This is a genomic window from Streptomyces sp. NPDC018964 (genome assembly GCF_044390325.1).
Lineage (GTDB): Bacteria > Actinomycetota > Actinomycetes > Streptomycetales > Streptomycetaceae > Streptomyces.
In genome coordinates, this window is the sequence record NZ_JBIRYZ010000032.1 from 13,734 (window position 1) to 31,098 (window position 17,365).

At 73.7% G+C, this 17,365-nt stretch carries 12 protein-coding genes; 9 read left to right on the forward strand and 3 right to left on the reverse strand.

The window, feature by feature from the left end; all coding sequences use genetic code 11:
* Window positions 1–312 precede the first annotated feature (312 nt).
* The 6 genes from ACH5AO_RS33835 to ACH5AO_RS33860 all read left to right on the forward strand — a co-directional run bounded on the left by ACH5AO_RS33835 (window position 313) and on the right by ACH5AO_RS33860 (window position 7,406).
* Window positions 313–960: a ScbR family autoregulator-binding transcription factor gene (locus tag ACH5AO_RS33835; protein ID WP_398931446.1), complete on the forward strand. Its 648-nt coding sequence runs from the start codon at window positions 313–315 to the stop codon at window positions 958–960.
* A gap of 41 nt (window positions 961–1,001) precedes the next feature.
* Window positions 1,002–2,180, forward strand: coding sequence for a damage-control phosphatase ARMT1 family protein (locus ACH5AO_RS33840; protein ID WP_398931448.1), 1,179 nt, complete (start codon window positions 1,002–1,004; stop codon window positions 2,178–2,180).
* Between the two features lie 94 nt (window positions 2,181–2,274).
* Window positions 2,275–4,434 (forward strand): germacradienol/geosmin synthase Cyc2, encoded by a 2,160-nt coding sequence (gene cyc2, locus ACH5AO_RS33845; RefSeq protein ID WP_398931450.1) that lies wholly within the window; start codon window positions 2,275–2,277, stop codon window positions 4,432–4,434.
* Window positions 4,435–4,620: 186 nt separating this feature from the next.
* Window positions 4,621–5,052 carry a PDZ domain-containing protein gene (locus ACH5AO_RS33850; RefSeq protein ID WP_398931453.1) on the forward strand — a complete coding sequence of 144 codons (432 nt, stop codon included), beginning with the start codon at window positions 4,621–4,623 and terminating at the stop codon, window positions 5,050–5,052.
* 211 nt (window positions 5,053–5,263) lie between these two features.
* Window positions 5,264–6,391, forward strand: coding sequence for an aminopeptidase P family protein (locus ACH5AO_RS33855; protein ID WP_398931455.1), 1,128 nt, complete (start codon window positions 5,264–5,266; stop codon window positions 6,389–6,391).
* Window positions 6,392–6,440: 49 nt separating this feature from the next.
* Window positions 6,441–7,406, forward strand: a complete 966-nt coding sequence (locus tag ACH5AO_RS33860; RefSeq protein WP_398931457.1) for an aminoglycoside phosphotransferase family protein — start codon at window positions 6,441–6,443, stop codon at window positions 7,404–7,406.
* A 418-nt stretch (window positions 7,407–7,824) separates the two neighbouring features.
* On the opposite strand, the gene treZ is transcribed toward ACH5AO_RS33860, so the two are convergent.
* Window positions 7,825–9,570 carry a malto-oligosyltrehalose trehalohydrolase gene (gene treZ, locus ACH5AO_RS33865; protein ID WP_398931459.1) on the reverse strand — a complete coding sequence of 582 codons (1,746 nt, stop codon included), beginning with the start codon at window positions 9,568–9,570 and terminating at the stop codon, window positions 7,825–7,827.
* A gap of 175 nt (window positions 9,571–9,745) precedes the next feature.
* Here treZ and ACH5AO_RS33870 point away from each other — a divergent pair, with 175 nt between their 5' ends.
* From ACH5AO_RS33870 to ACH5AO_RS33880, 3 genes are all read left to right on the forward strand, one after another.
* Window positions 9,746–10,297, forward strand: coding sequence for an FHA domain-containing protein (locus tag ACH5AO_RS33870; RefSeq protein WP_398931461.1), 552 nt, complete (start codon window positions 9,746–9,748; stop codon window positions 10,295–10,297).
* Between the two features lie 127 nt (window positions 10,298–10,424).
* Window positions 10,425–11,768 (forward strand): M14 family zinc carboxypeptidase, encoded by a 1,344-nt coding sequence (locus ACH5AO_RS33875; protein WP_398931560.1) that lies wholly within the window; start codon window positions 10,425–10,427, stop codon window positions 11,766–11,768.
* An 11-nt stretch (window positions 11,769–11,779) separates the two neighbouring features.
* Window positions 11,780–12,190, forward strand: a complete 411-nt coding sequence (locus tag ACH5AO_RS33880) for an SSI family serine proteinase inhibitor (RefSeq protein WP_398931463.1) — start codon at window positions 11,780–11,782, stop codon at window positions 12,188–12,190.
* Between the two features lie 476 nt (window positions 12,191–12,666).
* Here the strand turns inward: ACH5AO_RS33880 and treY are convergent, their stop codons facing one another.
* Together treY and glgX are read right to left on the reverse strand one after the other, a co-directional pair.
* Entirely contained in the window at window positions 12,667–15,009 is a 2,343-nt protein-coding gene (gene treY / locus ACH5AO_RS33885; protein WP_398931465.1) for a malto-oligosyltrehalose synthase, read from the reverse strand.
* 225 nt (window positions 15,010–15,234) lie between these two features.
* Window positions 15,235–17,358 (reverse strand): glycogen debranching protein GlgX, encoded by a 2,124-nt coding sequence (glgX, locus tag ACH5AO_RS33890; protein WP_398931467.1) that lies wholly within the window; start codon window positions 17,356–17,358, stop codon window positions 15,235–15,237.
* Window positions 17,359–17,365: the final 7 nt, after the last annotated feature.

A 17,365-nucleotide genomic window follows, 5' to 3' on the forward strand; every position in this document is an offset into this window, starting at 1 on the left:
GGGGGCCCGCCGCCGCCCCCCCCGGGGGGCCCCCCCGGGGGGGGGGGGCCCGCCCCCCCCCCCCCGGGGGGGGGGGGGGGGGGGGGGGCCGGGCGCCCCCCCCCCCCCCCCGCCGTTCCCTTGTGCCCCTCACCCGGCACACCCGGATACCAAACGCGCTGTTTTCTTTCCGAGGGGGCGTTCGCTTTGCCCGATGTGTTCAAGTCCGGTGGGGCGGCCGCGTGATCGGATTCATCGCAGTGTGAGTTATCGTGTACCTGGAGTGAAGGTAAACAGCACGGACCGTTCCTTTCCGGCTGAGGAGTTCAGGCGATGGCGAGGCAGGTACGCGCCGAGCAGACCCGCGCGACGATCATCACGGCCGCCGCCGAGCTGTTCGACCGGCAGGGCTATGAATCGACCAGTCTCAGCGACATCGTCGAGCACGCCCAGGTCACCAAGGGGGCCCTCTACTTCCACTTCGCCGCGAAGGAGGACCTCGCCCACGCCATCCTGGAACTCCAGTCCGCGACCAGCCGCCGACTGGCCCGGGACACCGGGACGCGGGGACACACCTCCCTGGAGGCGCTGATGCGCCTCACCTTCTGCATAGCCAGGATGTCGGCCGAGGACCCCGTCCTGAGGGCCGGACTGCGGCTCGCCACCGGCGGCACCCGCCCGCGCCCCCCGCTGAGCCACCCCTTCACCGAGTGGCTGGACATCGTCACGACCCGGCTCCTCGGCGCCGTCAAGGAGTCCGACGTCCACCCGGACGTCGACATCGACGTCGTGGCGCACTCCCTGGTCTGCTTCTTCGTCGGCACCCGCGTCGTCGGCCACTTCCGTGAATCCGTCGCCCGGCAGCCCCGCCGTACGGCCGAGATGTGGCAGATCCTCATCCGGGGCCTGGTCCCCGTCACCCGGCGCGCCCGCTACCTCAGCCTGGCCGCACGGCTGGAACGCGAGAGCGCGCCGGTGTGACCCGCGGCGCGCGACCATCGGCGCGCGTTACGGTGAGCCGCATGTCCGACCACCCCACCGCGCCCGTCATCGTCGCCGACGAGCCCGGCACCTTCCCGCACAGCGTGCTGACCGAGCGGCACCCCGCGATCATCCGGCAGGTACGCGAGACCTTCCCGTACGGGCCCGAGCAGCACCGCGCGCTCGACGCCCTGCTCGCCGACTGCGCCGGGGGCACGATCGAACCCCTCCCCGCCGACGCGCACGACCGGCGGCACTGGGAGACCTGGGGGATGGACGCCTACGCCGGCCGCTCCTGGTACGACGTGCCGTGGTTGTGGTCCGAGAGCTGGTTCTACCGCCGACTGCTGCACGCGGTGGGCTACTTCACCCCCGGCCCCTGGCAGGGCATCGACCCGTTCCGCCCCGCCAAGCTCGCCGAACTCGACTCGCCCGCCACGGACGAGGAACTCGCCGCGCTCGACGACCTCGCCGCACGCCCGGCGGACGAACGGGCCCGCGCCCTGCTGCACGGCTCCCTGTGGGGCAACCGCGCCGACCTCGGCTTCCGGCTGTCCACCGGGGGAGCGGAGGAGACGGCCGCCGTACCCGCCCTGGTGGCCGACGACAGCGAACGGCTGTGGTCCCTGCTCGGCGCCTCCCCCGCGGGCACGCTGTGCCTGGTCGCCGACAACGCGGGCCGCGAACTCGTCCCGGACCTGCTGCTCATCGCCCACCTGCTGGCGCACGGCCGGATCGCCCGCGCGGTGCTGCACGTCAAGCCGTACCCGTACTACGTCTCCGACGCCACCACCGCCGACGTCGTCGACGCGGTGCGCCGGCTCACCGGTGCCGAGGGCACGGCGGCCGAGTACGGCCGCGGCCTGTGGGCCGCCCTCACCGACGGCCGGCTCACCCTCCGCGCCCACCCGTTCTCCTGCGCGCCGCTGCCGTACGAGGACATGCCGGACGACCTGCGCGCGGACTTCGCCGCCGCCGCGCTCACCGTCGTCAAGGGCGACCTCAACTACCGTCGCCTCGTGGGCGACCGGTACTGGCCCCCGACCACCCCGTTCGCGGAGGTCACGGCCTACTTCCCGGGCCCGGTCGCCGCCCTGCGCACCCTGAAGTCCGACGTGATCACCGGTCTGACCGCCGGCACCGAGGCGGCACTGGTCGCGGCGGAGGAGCAGCGCTGGCGCACCGGCGGCACCCACGCGCTGATCCAGGTCCGGACATAGGCCGGGAACTCCCGAACCGGGCACTGTTCACGCGATGGTGTGATCACGTCCCGGTCTGCGGATGCCGCCACCGGGCCGCGGGTAGCCCCCGGCCATGACGCAACCGTTCGAACTCCCGCACTTCTACCTGCCGCATCCCGCGCGGCTCAATCCGCACGTCGACGAGGCCCGCGCCCATTCGACCGACTGGGCGCGCGACATGGGCATGCTGGAAGGCAGCGGGGTCTGGGAGCAGGCCGACCTCGACGCGCACGACTACGGCCTGCTCTGCGCCTACACCCATCCCGACTGCGACGGGCCCGCCCTCTCGCTCATCACCGACTGGTACGTGTGGGTCTTCTTCTTCGACGACCACTTCCTGGAGAAGTTCAAACGCACCCAGGACCGTGCCGCAGGCAAGGCCCACCTGGACCGGCTGCCGCTGTTCATGCCGCTCGACCCGGCGGCTCCCGTGCCCGAACCGGAGAACCCGGTCGAGGCGGGCCTCGCCGACCTGTGGGCGCGCACCGTGCCGGCGATGTCCGCCGGCTGGCGCCGCCGGTTCGCCCGCGCCACCGAACACCTCCTCAACGAGTCGATGTGGGAGCTGTCCAACATCAACGAGGGGCGGATCGCCAACCCCGTCGAATACATCGAGATGCGCCGCAAGGTGGGCGGCGCCCCCTGGTCCGCCGGGCTCGTGGAGTACGCCACCGCCGAAGTGCCCGCCGCCGTCGCCGGGACCAGGCCGCTGCGGGTGCTGATGGAGACCTTCTCCGACGCCGTGCACCTGCGCAACGACCTGTTCTCCTACCAGCGGGAGGTCGAGGACGAGGGCGAACTCAGCAACGGAGTGCTCGTCCTGGAGACCTTCTTCGGCTGCACCACCCAGGAGGCCGCCGACATCGTGGGCGACGTCCTCACCTCGCGGCTCCACCAGTTCGAGCACACCGCGTTCACCGAAGTCCCCGCCGTCGCGCTGGAGAACGGGCTCACCCCGGCCGAGACCGCGGCGATCGGGGCGTACACCAAGGGCCTGCAGGACTGGCAGTCCGGCGGCCACGAATGGCACCTGCGCTCCAGCCGCTACATGAACGAGGGCGCCCGGTCAACCTCCCCCTGGCAGTCCCCGACCGGCCCCGGCACGTCCGCCGCCGACGTCGGCGCGCTCCTCGCCGGAGCGGGGGCCGAGCGGCTGCGCTCCTACACGCACGTGCCGTACCGGAAGGTCGGCCCGTCGATCATCCCCGACATCCGCATGCCGTTCCCGCTGGAGCTCAGCCCCGCGCTCGACGGCGCGCGGCGGCACCTGCTGGAGTGGTCGCGGCGGATGGGCATCCTCGGTGAAGGCGTCTGGGACGAGGACAAGCTCGAGAGCTGCGACCTGCCCCTGTGCGCGGCGGGCCTCGACCCGGACGCCACCCAGGAGCAGCTCGACCTCGCCTCCGGCTGGCTGGCCTTCGGCACCTACGGCGACGACTACTACCCCCTCGTCTACGGCCACCGCCGCGATCTGGCCGCCGCCCGGCTGACCACGGCCCGCCTGTCGGCCTGCATGCCCCTCGACGCGGGCGAGGTCCCGCCGCCGCCCGTCAACGCCATGGAACGGTCCCTGATCGACCTGTGGGCACGCACCACGGCCGGCATGACACCCGACGAGCGCCGCCCCCTGCGGGCGGCCGTCGACACGATGACCGAGGCCTGGGTGTGGGAGCTGTCCAACCAGATCCAGAACCGCGTCCCGGACCCCGTGGACTACCTGGAGATGCGGCGCGCCACCTTCGGCTCCGACCTCACCCTGGGGCTCTGCCGCGCCGGACACGGGCCGGCGGTACCGCCGGAGGTCTACCGCAGCGGTCCCGTCCGCTCCCTGGAGAACGCGGCGATCGACTACGCGTGCCTCCTCAACGACATCTTCTCGTACCAGAAGGAGATCGAGTTCGAGGGCGAGATGCACAACGCGGTCCTCGTCGTGCAGAACTTCTTCGGCGTCGACTATCCGACGGCGCTCCCCGTGGTGCAGGACCTGATGAACCAGCGCATGCGCCAGTTCGAGCACGTCGGGGAGCACGAACTGCCCGTCGTCTACGACGACTTCCAGTTGTCGGACGAGGCGCGGGCGATCATGCGGGGCTATGTGACGGACCTGCGGAACTGGATGGCGGGCATCCTCAACTGGCACCGCAGCGTCGACCGGTACAAGGACGAGTACCTGTCCGGCCGGGTCCACGGCTTCCTCCCGGACCGCGCACCGGCACCGCCGGTCCCCGTCTGACGCCCAGCACTGCCAGCACAGCGCGTACAGCGTGCACCGACCGCACTGCCGCGGAGGCGAACCATGGAACAGACCCCGTTACGGCCCAGGCCGATGCCCGGTGACGGGGGCGGGGGTGGAGACGGCGGATCCCGGGGCGGGCCGGGCTCCGGCCCGCCCGGCAGGCGCCCCGGGCGCCGGCGGCCGGTGGCCGTGCTGCTCGGAGTGCTGGCGGGGACGGTCCTGGTGCTCGCGGGAGCCGGGCTGGGGGCGGTGGGGGCCACGGTCGTCGGCACGGGCGGGCTCGCCGGGCCGAAGCGGCAGGCCGGGGCGGCCCCGGCACCGGCACCGCGGTCCGCCCCGCCCGTGCCCGTGGTCACCAGGCTCGGCGTGGAGGTGGCCGACGACAGGAGACCCGGGGCGCTGGTCGTCGCCGTGCACGTGCCCGGTCCGGGGGCCTCGGCCGGTCTCGTGCCCGGTGACGTCCTCCTCGTCTTCGGCACCGCCCGCGTCGACTCGGCCGCCGACCTGGCACGCGCCGTCTCCCGGGCCCGACCGGGAGACGAGGTGAGACTGACGGTGCGCCACCGTGGCGGCGGCTACCAGCAGCTGACGGCCGTCCCCGGTATCGTCACGTGACCACGCCGGGGAGACCGGTGGGCCGGCCCTCGCCGTCCCGTACCCGGAGGGGCCCCGTGCACGGAAGGGGAGCGCTCGGACACCGGCCGTGGCGGGGTGCGGGGCGTGGGTCGGCGGGTCGCGGGGCGGACACGGCGAACCGGCTCGCGCCGCCCCCGCCCGCCGGGCAGGATGCTGCCCGTAACCCGCTGTCGCCCTGGGAGGCCCCCGAATGACCGGCGCCGTGCCCGCGTCCTTCACCGCCGACGACTACGAGGCCCGCATGGAGCGTGCGGCGCGGCAGGCCGCCGACGCCGGGCTCGCCGGGCTGCTCGTGGCACCCGGCCCCGACCTGGTGTGGCTCACCGGCTACGCCCCCACCGCCGTCACCGAGCGGCTCACCCTGCTGGTCCTGGCGGCCGGCCGGGACCCCGTGCTCGTCGTCCCCACCCTGGAGGCCCCGGACGCCGAGCGCGCCCCCGGCGCCTCCGCTCTCACCCTGCGGGACTGGACCGACGGCAAGGACCCCTACGCCACCGCCGCCGCCCTGCTGGACGCGGACGGACGGTTCGGCATCAGCGACAACGCCTGGGCCATGCACCTGCTGGGCCTGCAGAAGGCGCTGCCCGGCACCTCGTACGCCTCCCTCACCGAGGCCCTGCCGATGCTCCGCGCCGTCAAGGACGCGGCGGAGCTGGAGCTCCTGGCCGCCGCCGGGGCCGCGGCGGACGCGGCCTTCGAGGAGATCAGGAACGTCGCCTTCGCCGGCCGCCGCGAGACCGACGTCGCCGCCGACCTGGCCGCCCTGCTGCGCCGGTTCGGACACTCCCAGGTCGACTTCACGATCGTCGCCTCGGGACCCAACGGCGCCAACCCGCACCACGAGATCGGCGACCGCGTCATCGAACGCGGCGACATGGTCGTCCTCGACTTCGGCGGCCTCAAGGACGGATACGGCTCCGACACCTCCCGCACCGTCCACGTCGGCGAACCCATCGACGAGGAGCGCCGGGTGCACGACCTCGTGCGCGAGGCTCAGGAGGCGGGCTTCCGCGCGGTGCGGCCCGGAGTCGCCTGCCAGGAGGTCGACCGCGCCGCCCGCGCGGTCATCGCCGACGCCGGGTACGGGGAGTACTTCATCCACCGCACCGGGCACGGCATCGGCGTCACCACGCACGAGCCGCCCTACATGATCGAGGGCGAGGAGCGGCCCCTCGTCCCCGGCATGTGCTTCTCCGTGGAACCCGGCGTCTACCTGCCCGGCCGGTTCGGCGTGCGCATCGAGGACATCGTGACCGTGACCGAGGACGGCGGACGGCGGTTGAACAACACCACGCGGGAGATGGTCATAGTGGACTGAACGGCCCCCTCGACCCCTCCCCGCCTCCCCGAACGGCAACGGCGCGATCATGACCCAGGCACCGACACCCACCGCGGACACCGTCCGCCGACTGGCCCGCTCCCTGCTGCAGGACAGCGGGAAGGGCGGCGGCAAGGGCGGCGGCGCGGATTCCGCCGCGGACCCCGACGTCCGGCCCGCCTCCGCGGGCGCCGGGCCCGCCACCTGGTGGGTCGGCACCCGCCATGTGCTGCGCCTCGCCCCGGACCGTGAGGCGAGCGTGCGCCGCCGCCGCGAGCTGCGGCTGCGCGACCTCGTCCGCCCGCACGTCCCGGTCGCGCTGCCGTCCGCCGTGGCGCACGGCGAGTGGGCGCCCGGTCTGTTCTGCAGCCTGGACACCCGGCTGGCCGGTGGCACGGGGGAGGAGCACGCCGTCTCCGCCGTCGGTGAGGCCGACCTGGCGGGGCTGCTCACGGGGCTGCGGGAGGTGCCGGTGCGACAGGCGGAGACGCTCGGCGTGCCGCACGTCCCCGCGCGCTCCCTGGAGGCCCTGCGCCGGGCCGCCGCGGAGGCCGCCGGGCGGCTCGCCGAGGCCGACGAGTTCGACCCGGCCCGGATGAACCAGCTCACCGCGCCCGCCGCGGTCCAGCTCGCCGTCCAGCCCGGCACGGCCGTTCTCGTCCACCACGCCCTCACCGGCGGACACCTCGTGGTGAGCACGGACGGCAGGGTGCGCGGCGTCCTCGGCTGGGACGCGGCGGTGGTCGGCGACCCCGCCGAGGACATCGCGGGCCTCGCGCTCGCCGTGGGCGCCCCGGCCGCCGTACGTGCCGCCACCCTCGCCGGCTACGGGGCCCGCCCGTGTCTGCGCGGCCTGTGGCTGGCCCGCTGCGACTCCGTGCTCCGCCTCGCCGAGTCCCTCACCGGCAGCACCACCGTCCCGCCGTCCGTCCCGCGTACCCGGCTGGGCCGCGCCTGGGAGCCGATCATGCTGGAAAGGGTGACGGACTTCGGCCGCGCGGACGACACGCCGTAGAGGGCCCGCCCGGCACGATCCCCGGAGAGCCCCGGCCATGACGCGCCCCACCCGCCCCGACCACCGGCGAGACCGCTCCGGAGCCACCCGGTTCCTGGACCGGTCCCGTTCCCGGACCTGGTTCCGGACTCGAACCCGGCCACAGACCCGTTCCCAGCCCCGGACCGTTGCCGGTCTTGACCCGGCCTCGGCCACGGTCTTGATCCGGTTCCGGCCACGATTCCGGCCATGGTCCCGGTCCTGGTCCCGGTCCCGGTCCTGGTCCCGGTCCTGGTCCCGGCCACGGACCCGGTCTCGAACCCGGACCGTTCCCGGTCTTGATCCCGCCCTGGCCGCGGTCCCGTTCCCAGTCCTGAAGCGGGGCCGGGCTCGGGGCCGGGGCAGGCGTGTGGTGGCCTTCGCGGGTGCCGGGCGGTCCTCAGTCCTGGAGGAGGACGACCGCCGAACGGCCCGGCAGCCGCAGCACCCCGTCCGCGCCCGGAGTCTCCACCGGCTCCCACGCCGCGAGGACGCGCGCCCCGGGGACGCCCAGGGGGATCGCCACCGGCTCGGCGCCGAGGTTCACCGCGACCCGGACGTCCCCCCGCCGGAAGGCCAGCCAGCGGCGCTCCTCGTCGTAAGCCACCTTGGTGTCGCCGAGGTCGGGGTCGGTGAGGTCCGGCTGTTCCCGGCGCAGGGCGATCAGGAGCTGGTACCAGGACAGCACGCGCGCATGGGGCTCGCGTTCCGGCTCCGACCAGTCGAGGCAGGAGCGGTCACGGGTGGCGGGGTCCTGCGGGTCGGGCACGTCCTGCTCGGCCCAGCCGTGCGCAGCGAACTCCCGGCGCCTGCCGTCGCTCACCGCCTTGGCGAGTTCCGGGTCGGTGTGGTCGGTGAAGAACTGCCAGGGCGTGCCCGCCGCCCACTCCTCACCCATGAACAGCATGGGGGTGAAGGGAGCGGTCAGCGTGAGGGCCGCCGCACAGGCCAGCAGGCCGGGGGAGACCAGGGCGGCCAGCCGGTCCCCCTGGGCGCGGTTGCCGACCTGGTCGTGGGTCTGGCCGTAGCCGAGGAGCCGGTGCCCGGCCACCCGGTTGCGGTCCAGGGGGCGGCCGTGGTGCCGGCCCCGGAAGCTGGAGTACGTCCCGTCGTGGAAGAAGCCGCCGGTGAGCGTCTTGGCGAGGGCCGCGAACGGGGCGCGCGCGAAGTCGGCGTAGTAGCCCTGCGCCTCACCGGTCAGCGCGGTGTGCAGGGCGTGGTGGAAGTCGTCGTTCCACTGTGCGTGCAGTCCGAAGCCGCCCTCCGCGCGGGGCCGGACGATCCTGGGGTCGTTCAGATCCGACTCGGCGATCAGGAAGAGGGGCCGGCCGGTGTCGGCGGCGAGGGCGTCCACGGCCCCGGACAGCTCCTCCAGGAAGTGGCACGCGCGCGTGTCCACCAGCGCGTGGACCGCGTCGAGGCGCAGCCCGTCGATCCGGTAGTCCCGCAGCCAGGCCAGCGCGCTGTCCACGAGGAACGCGCGCACCTCGTCGGAGCCGGGCGCGTCCAGGTTGACCGCCGCCCCCCACGGGGTGTGATGGGTGTCCGTGAAGTACGGCCCGAACCGCGGCAGGTAATTCCCGGACGGCCCCAGGTGGTTGTGCACGACGTCCAGGACGACGCCGAGGCCGAGGGCGTGGGCCCGGTCGACGAACCGTTTCAGTCCCTCGGGTCCGCCGTACGGCTCGTGCACCGCCCACAGCGAGACCCCTTCGTACCCCCATCCGTGCCGGCCGGGGAACGGGCACACCGGCATCAGCTCCACATGGGTCACGCCCAGCTGCGCGAGATGGCCGAGCCGCTCGGCGGCGGCGTCGAAGGTGCCCTCGCGCGTGTACGTGCCCACGTGCAGCTCGTACAGGACCGCGCCGGGCAGCGGGCGCCCCGTCCACTCCGTGCGCCAGGCGAACCGGTCGTGGTCGACGACGGCGCTCAGGCCGTCCGGGCCGTCCGGCTGCCGGCGCGAGCGCGGATCGGGCAGGACGGGACCGCCGTCCAGCGCGAAGCCGTACCGGGAGCCGTCGTGCGCCTCGGCCTCCCCCCGCCACCACCCCTCCCGCTGCGGATCGCGTTCCAACGCGCGCGTGACGCCGTCGCACTCGAGCGTCACTCGGCCGGCCTGCGGTGCCCACACCTCGAACTGCACGGACGGTTCCCCTTCGTCTGCTCACCGTGATGTAGCCCGTCCATCGTGCTCCATGGGAGATCAATTCGCCGGTGGATCCGCCCTTTTGCGGCAGGTGTCGCCGGGCGGGCCCACGCGTGCGGCCGTTTCCCCGCTTTCTGGACAGCCCGGCCGTCACTGACCGACAATCGGCGGCGTGACGTCGTCCTTCGAGTTCCACACGTACCCCGCGCGGCCCTCCGACGCGGAGCGCGACAAGGCGCTGAGCGTGCTGCGGGACGGTGTCGCCATGGGCCGCCTGTCCCACGACACGTTCGTCCGGCGGATGGAACTCGCGCTCGTGGCGCGCCGTTCCGACGAACTCGCCGGGCTCATCGCCGACCTCCCGCGGGAAAGCCGCTTCTCCCGCCTGGTGTTCGGCACCGTGGAGGCCGTCTCCGGATTCACCGTGCGGCTGCGCCGGGCCTGGCAGGCCGAGAAGCTCCCCAAGCTGCTGCTGCCGCACCCGGCGACCGGCCACCCCCTGCGCATAGGCCGTGATCCCGGCAGCGGGCTGCGGCTCAGCCACGAGACGGTCTCCCGCGTGCACGCCGAACTCCGCCACCAGGGCGGCCTCTGGGTGCTGCGGGACCTCGGCTCCACCAACGGCACCACGGTGAACGGGCGCCGGGTGGTCGGCGCGGCCGTCGTCCGCGAGGGCGACCAGATCGGCTTCGGGCAGATCACCTACCGGCTCGCGACACACTGACACCCGGCGGTCCCCGGCGAAATCCCGGCGATCGTCGAGGTGTTGACGTACCCCCGAAGTCGTGACTGACTGTGTGTACACCACGCACTCCCGGTGAAACGACGGCGCCGCTCCGTGGAGGTGTGTCCTGCCGCCCCTCCCGCACTACCCGACCGTCGACGAACTGGGCGCGCGGGCCGCCGCCCTCGTCGCCCGGCATCCCCACGACGCCCGTCTGCGCCGTGTCGGCGTCTCCCGCGCGGGCACCCCCCTGTGGCTGCTCAGCGTCGGCCACGGCAGCCGCCAGGCCCTCGTCGTCGCCGGGCCGCACGCCAACGAGCCGGTGGGCGGCGCCACCGTGCTGCGGCTGGCCGAGCGCGCCCTGGCCGACCCCCGGCTCACCGAGGGCGCCGACGCCACCTGGAACCTGCTGCTCTGCCTCGACCCCGACGGACTGCGCCGCAACGAGCGCTGGCTGACCGGCCCTTACGTCCTCGGCCACCACTTCCGGAACTTCTTCCGGCCCGGTTTCCTGGAACAACCCGAATGGCTGCCCGACGGCGCGGCCGCCGCCGCGCTGCCCGAGACCCGTGCCCTGCTCGCCCTCCAGGACGAACTGCGGCCCTTCCTCCAGTGCTCCCTGCACGGCGTCGACGTCGGCGGCGGCTTCGTCGAGCTCACCCGTGACCTGCCCGGCCTCGACCGGCGGGTCGCGGGCATCGCCGCCCGCCTCGGCGTCCCGCGCGAGCTCGGCGCCTACGACGCCCTGTACTGGCCCGGACTCGGCCCCGCCGTCTACCGCATCCCGCCCCCGCGCCGCCGCGACCTCGCCGCCGCCATCACCGAGGCCGCCGTCGAGTCGACGTGGTTCCACCCGCACGGGTACGGCACCGTCACCGCGGTCGTCGAGGCACCCATGTGGGGGGTGACGGACGTCGGGGACGCTTCCCCGTACGCCGGCGTGGAGGCGGAGCTGCGGTCCGTCAGCCGCACCCTGCGCCAGGACACCCTGCTGCTGGCGGGCCTGACGAACCGGATCCGGCCGTATCTCGCCGGCGTACCCGACGCGGCGCGGCTGCTCGCCCCGGTCGACGACTACCTCCTGGTCTGCCCGGGGCTCGCCGACGCGTGGGATCCCGACCGAGGGAACGATTCTGCTCATCCGCTGCCGCCCATGACCACCGCCCGCCTCGCCGCCCTGCGCCTCTCCGGACGGCGGCTGGCCCTGCGCACCGCCGGGCTGCTGCACCAGCTGGTGACGCGCTCCGGGCACGACCCGGCCGGGGCGCTGCCGGAGCTGGACCGGCTCATCGACGCGCGGTGCGCCGACTGCCGGGACGTGTTCGGGGCGCGCTGGATCGCGGTCGCACGCCAGGCCGAGTACCAGGCGCGGGTCGTCCTCGCCGTGTTCGGGCTGGCCGGACGCGAAGCCTTCCGTTCGGGTGAGCCGGGGTGGGGTCCGGACACCGTCGTGCCGATGTACCGGGAATGACACACATCTCAGTGAAAACGGTACGGGCGGGACTGGTCACCGCCCTCGTCCTGCTCGCGTGCGCGGTGCCCGCGAGGGCCGGTGCCGGGCACTTCGCCGAGGAGGCCGAGGACAACTGGCTGAGGCTCACGGTCAGCCACGGAGGGGCGCGGTCCGCCGAGCAGGGCGGCACCGTGCTGCGGTGCGACCCGCCCGGGGGCCACCGGTACGCCGACGCCGCCTGCGCGGAGCTGGCCGCGGCGGACGGGCACATCGCCGACATCCCGGCGAAGCAGGTCAACTGCCCGCCGGACTACGTCCCGGTGACCGCCCACGCCGAAGGGAAGTGGCGCGGACGGGCCGTCGAGTACACCGGGACCTTCTCGAACACCTGCGTGCTGACCGCCCGGACGGGCTCGGTCTTCGCCCTGGACGAGGCGTAGCGCCGCCCGCGGCGGTGTCGCGCGGTGCTGTCGGCCGGCCTGCTCGCGGGCGTGTTGGGCCGCCGCCGGCATCGCGCGGGACCGGTGTTCGACCTGATGGTCCACCACCACCCGGCGAACGCGGCGCTCCAGTACGCGATCAGCCCCTCCGGGCGGGCCGCCGCCCCGCGTCGCTCTCCCGCGGCGCCCGGCGCGCGAACGCGTCCACGCTCCCCCACAGGCGCCCGCGTGCCGTCGGCGGGCGGCGTGCGGGCCGGGCCGACACACAGGCAGGTGCGACGGCCGGCCCGCGCGGGAGACCCCCACCTGCCGCGGAACGCACGGACCGGGCGTCCCGGCGGCCGGCACGCGGGCGGCGGAGACCCGTTCGGCCACCGTCGGACAGCGCGGCTCCAGCAGCGGACCCACCTCCCCCCGTCACCACCCGAATCCGCATGGCGCGGGACTCCACGGCGGGCAGGTGGCGTCAAGGACGTTCAGTCCGGGAGCCGCTCCAGCAGCGCCACGGGTGAGCGCCCGAGCAGTTCCGCCAGGCGCGCGTGCCCGCCGAACTCCCGTCCGGTCCCCAGCACATCGGCCCACCGTCCCGGCGGCAGGGGCAGGCGGGTGTCGCGCCAGCCGCCCGCCTCCGCCAGCCGGAGCGACAGCCGGGTCACGGCGGTGAGCACCGCACCGGAGCGCGTGAAGGCCAGACAGTGCGCCGCCGCGGGCCCCTCGGCGGACAGCGGTTCGTACGAGGCCGTGTCGCCGAAGACGTCAGGCCGCCGCGCCCGCAGCCGCAGCGCCGCCCGCGTCACCGCCTCCTTCTCCTCGCCGCTCCCGTCGTCCCCGCCGCCCGCGAACCGCACGGCCCGTCGGTTGTCCGGGTCGACCAGTGCCCGGTACTCGTGCTCCGTGCCCTGGTAGAGGTCGGGCACCCCCGGCATCGTCAGGTGGACCAGCGCCGTGCCCAGGACGTTCGCCCGGATGTGCGTCTCCAGCGAGGCGCGCAGCGCCGCCACCCGCTCGCCCGGCACCCCGCACGGCCCCGCCGCCACGAACCGCGTCACCGCCTCCTCGTACGACGGCTCCTGCTCGGTCCAGCTCGTGTACAGGCCCGCCTCCCGTACATGCTTCAGCAGCGCCCCCCGTACCCGTTCCTCCTCCGCCGGGCCGAGTCCGAACACCGTCTGCCAGGCCGCCCACGCCAGCTGCGCGTCCGGGACGTCCTCGCCCGCGCGGGTGACCTCCGCCAGGAGGTCCGCCCAGCGCTCCGGGCACTCGGTGAGCACCCGCAGCGCCGCCCGCACGTCGGCACTGCGCTTGGTGTCGTGCGTGGAGACGACCGTCCCGGTCGACGGCCAGTCGCGCTGCACGTGCGCGCAGTACGCGTGGAACCGCTCCGGGGAGACCGCCGGGTCACCGGGGTTCCCGCCCACCTCCGTCGCCGACAGCAACGGCACGTAGCGGTAGAACGCCGTGTCCTCCACGGACTTGGCCCGCAGCGCCGACGCGGTCTGCGCGAACCGCGTACGGAACTCCACGTGCTCCGCGCCGTCCCCGTACCGCCCGAGCACCAGGTCCCGTACGACGTCCACCGCCCCGGCCTCCTCGGGGACGGCGAAGGCGAGCCGGGCCTCGGCGGCGGCCTCCTCGGTGACCACCGCGGACGCGTCCACGGAGTCGTACGGGCGGTACACCTCCAGCCGTACCAGCAGTTCCTGGAGGGCGGTGCGCAGCGCCCAGGGCGCGCGGTCGCGCAGCGCCGGCTCCGGCGAGGTCGCGCACAGCCGGTCCGCGACCCGGGTCAGCCGGTCCACCTCGGCGGCCAGTTCGTGCGTGAGTACCTTGTACGCGGCCCGCCGCACCGTGGCGTCCCAGTCGCCGCCCCGGTCCGTCTGCGGGGCCGCGAACCGCCGGTACCGGCCGAGCAGCTCCCCGAACCCCGCCGGGTCGGTGAACAGCCCGTCCACGTGCCGCAGGGCGTCGTAGCCGGTGGTGCCGGCGACCGGCCAGGAGGCCGGCAGCGGCTCGCCGTCGGAGAGGATCTTCTCCACCACCGTCCACCGGCCGCCCGTGGCCTCGTGCAGCCGCCGCAGATAGCCGTCGGGGTCGGCCAGCCCGTCGGGGTGATCGACGCGCAGCCCGTCGACCACGCCCTCCCGGAGCAGCTGGAGGATCTTGGCGTGCGTGGCCTCGAACACCTCCGGGTCCTCCACCCGCACCCCGATCAGCTCGGAGATGCTGAAGAACCGCCGGTAGTTCAGCTCGGTCCGCGCCAGGCGCCACCACACGGGGCGGTACCACTGCGCGTCCAGCAGCTCCGGCAGCGGCAGCCCGGCCGTCCCCTCGCGCAGCGGGAACGCGTGGTCGTGGTAGCGCAGCACGTCGCCGTCGGTCTTCAGGTGCCCGGCCTCCTGGCCGAGCGGTCCCCCGAGCACCGGCAGCAGCACCTGGCCGCCCCGCGCCTCCCAGTCGATGTCGAACCACCGCGCGTAGGGCGACTCGGGGCCCTCGCGCAGCACCTCCCACAGGGCCCGGTTGTGGCGCGGGGACATCGCCATGTGGTTCGGGACGATGTCCACGACCAGGCCGAGCCCGTGCTCCCGCGCGGTGCGCGCCAGCTCCCGCAGGCCGCTCTCGCCGCCGAGTTCCTCGCGCACGCGCGTGTGGTCCACGACGTCGTAGCCGTGCTGTGAGCCGGGGACGGCTTCCAGGACGGGGGACAGGTGCAGGTGGGACACGCCGAGCGAGGCGATGTACGGTACGGCGTCCGCCGCGGCCTGGAAGGGGAAGCCGGGTTGCAGTTGCAGGCGGTAGGTGGCCGTGGGCGGGATCATGGGGTGTTCCTCCGTTCGGGGTACGGGTGGGATGTTTCTTCGCCCCCGCCGCCCCTTCCCGTCCCGAACCTGGGGCTCCGCCCCAGACCCCGCTCCTCAAACGCCGGAGAGGCTGAGATTCAGCCCCTCTGGGGGTACCCCCTCTGGGGGAGTTTGAGGAGCGGGGGTCCGGGAGCAGCGCCCCCGGGGAACGGGAAGGGGCGGCGGGGGCGACGACACCGACGGCTACACCGGCCGTCGCAGGACCGTCATGCTGCGATCCGTCAGCGTCAGCCGCGTACCGGCCGCCACCTTCGGCCCGCTCCCCGGCGGAACACCCTCCGCACGGGCCGTGTCCACGACCACCTCCCACTGCCGCCCATGATCCACCGGCACCACGAAGTCCAGCGGTTTCGGCGAGGCGTTGAACATCAGCAGGAACGAGTCGTCCGTGATGCGCTCCCCGCGCTGACCGGGCTCGGAGATCGCGTTGCCGTTGAGGAACACCGTCAGCGCCGACGCCCGCGCCGAGTCCCAGTCCCGCTGGGTCATCTCCGCGCCCTCGGGGGTGAACCAGGCGATGTCGGAGAGGTCGTCGTGGGTGCCCTCCACCGGCCGGCCGTGGAAGAAGCGGCGCCGCCGGAACACCGGGTGGTCCTTGCGCAGCCACACCATCGCGCGGGTGAACTCCAGCAGCTGCCTGCGGACGTCCTCCTCGTCGTCGTCCGGCCAGTCCAGCCAGGCCAGCTCGTTGTCCTGGCAGTAGGCGTTGTTGTTGCCGCGCTGGGTGCGGGCCACCTCGTCGCCGTGGCTGAGCATCGGCACGCCCTGGGACAGCATCAGCGTGGCGATGAAGTTGCGCATCTGCCGGGCCCGCAGCCGCAGCACGTCCGGGTCGTCGGTCTCGCCCTCGGCGCCGCAGTTCCAGGACCGGTTGTGGCTCTCGCCGTCCCGGTTGTCCTCGCCGTTGGCCTCGTTGTGCTTGTCGTTGTACGACACCAGGTCGTGCAGGGTGAAGCCGTCGTGGCAGGTCACGAAGTTGATCGAGGCCAGCGGGCGGCGCCCGTCGTCCTGGTACAGGTCGGAGGAGCCGGTCAGCCGGGAGGCGAACTCCGCGAGCGCGCGCGGCTCGCCCCGCCACAGGTCCCGCACGGTGTCGCGGTACTTGCCGTTCCACTCGGTCCACAGCGGCGGGAAGTTGCCCACCTGGTAGCCGCCCTCGCCGACGTCCCACGGCTCGGCGATCAGCTTCACCTGGGAGACGACCGGGTCCTGCTGCACCAGGTCGAAGAACGACGACAGCCGGTCCACCTCGTGGAACTGCCGCGCGAGGGTCGCCGCCAGGTCGAAGCGGAACCCGTCGACGTGCATCTCGGTGACCCAGTACCGCAGCGAGTCCATGATCATTTGCAGTACGTGCGGGGACCGCATGAGCAGCGAGTTCCCCGTGCCCGTCGTGTCCATGTAGTACCGGGGGTCGTCGGTCAGCCGGTAGTACGACGGGTTGTCGATGCCCTTGAGGGACAGCGTGGGGCCCAGGTGGTTGCCCTCGGCGGTGTGGTTGTAGACCACGTCGAGGATCACCTCGATCCCGGCCTCGTGCAGCGCCTTCACCGCCGACTTGAACTCCAGCACCTGCTGGCCCCGGTCGCCCCAGGACGCGTAGGCGTTGTGCGGGGCGAAGAAACCGATCGTGTTGTAGCCCCAGTAGTTGTTCAGGCCCATGTCCACCAGACGGTGGTCGTTGACGAACTGGTGTACCGGCATCAGCTCCAGCGCCGTCACCCCCAGCCCGGTCAGGTGCTCGATCACCGCCGGGTGCGCGAGGGCCGCGTAGGTGCCGCGCAGCTCCTCCGGCAGCCCCGGGTGGCGCATGGTGAGGCCCTTGACGTGGGCCTCGTAGATCACCGTGTGGTGGTACTCCGTACGGGGGCGCCGGTCGTCGCCCCAGTCGAAGTACGGATTGACCACGACCGACGTCATCGTGTGCGGCGCCGAGTCGAGGTCGTTGCGCCGGTCACGGTCGTCGAAGTGGTAGCCGTACACTTCCTCGCCCCAGTCGATCTCCCCGCTGATCGCACGCGCGTACGGATCGAGCAGCAGCTTCGCCGAATTGCAGCGCAGCCCCCGCTCGGGGGCGTACGGCCCGTGCACACGGAAGCCGTACCGCTGCCCGGGCATGACCCCGGGCAGGTACGCGTGCCGGACGAACGCGTCGCTCTCGCGCAGTTCGACCGCGGTCTCGGAGCCGTCGTCGTGCAGCAGACACAGCTCCACTCGGTCCGCGGCCTCCGTGAAGACCGCGAAATTCGTTCCGGCGCCGTCGTACGTGGCACCGAGCGGATACGCCTCGCCAGGCCAGACCTGCATGGATACG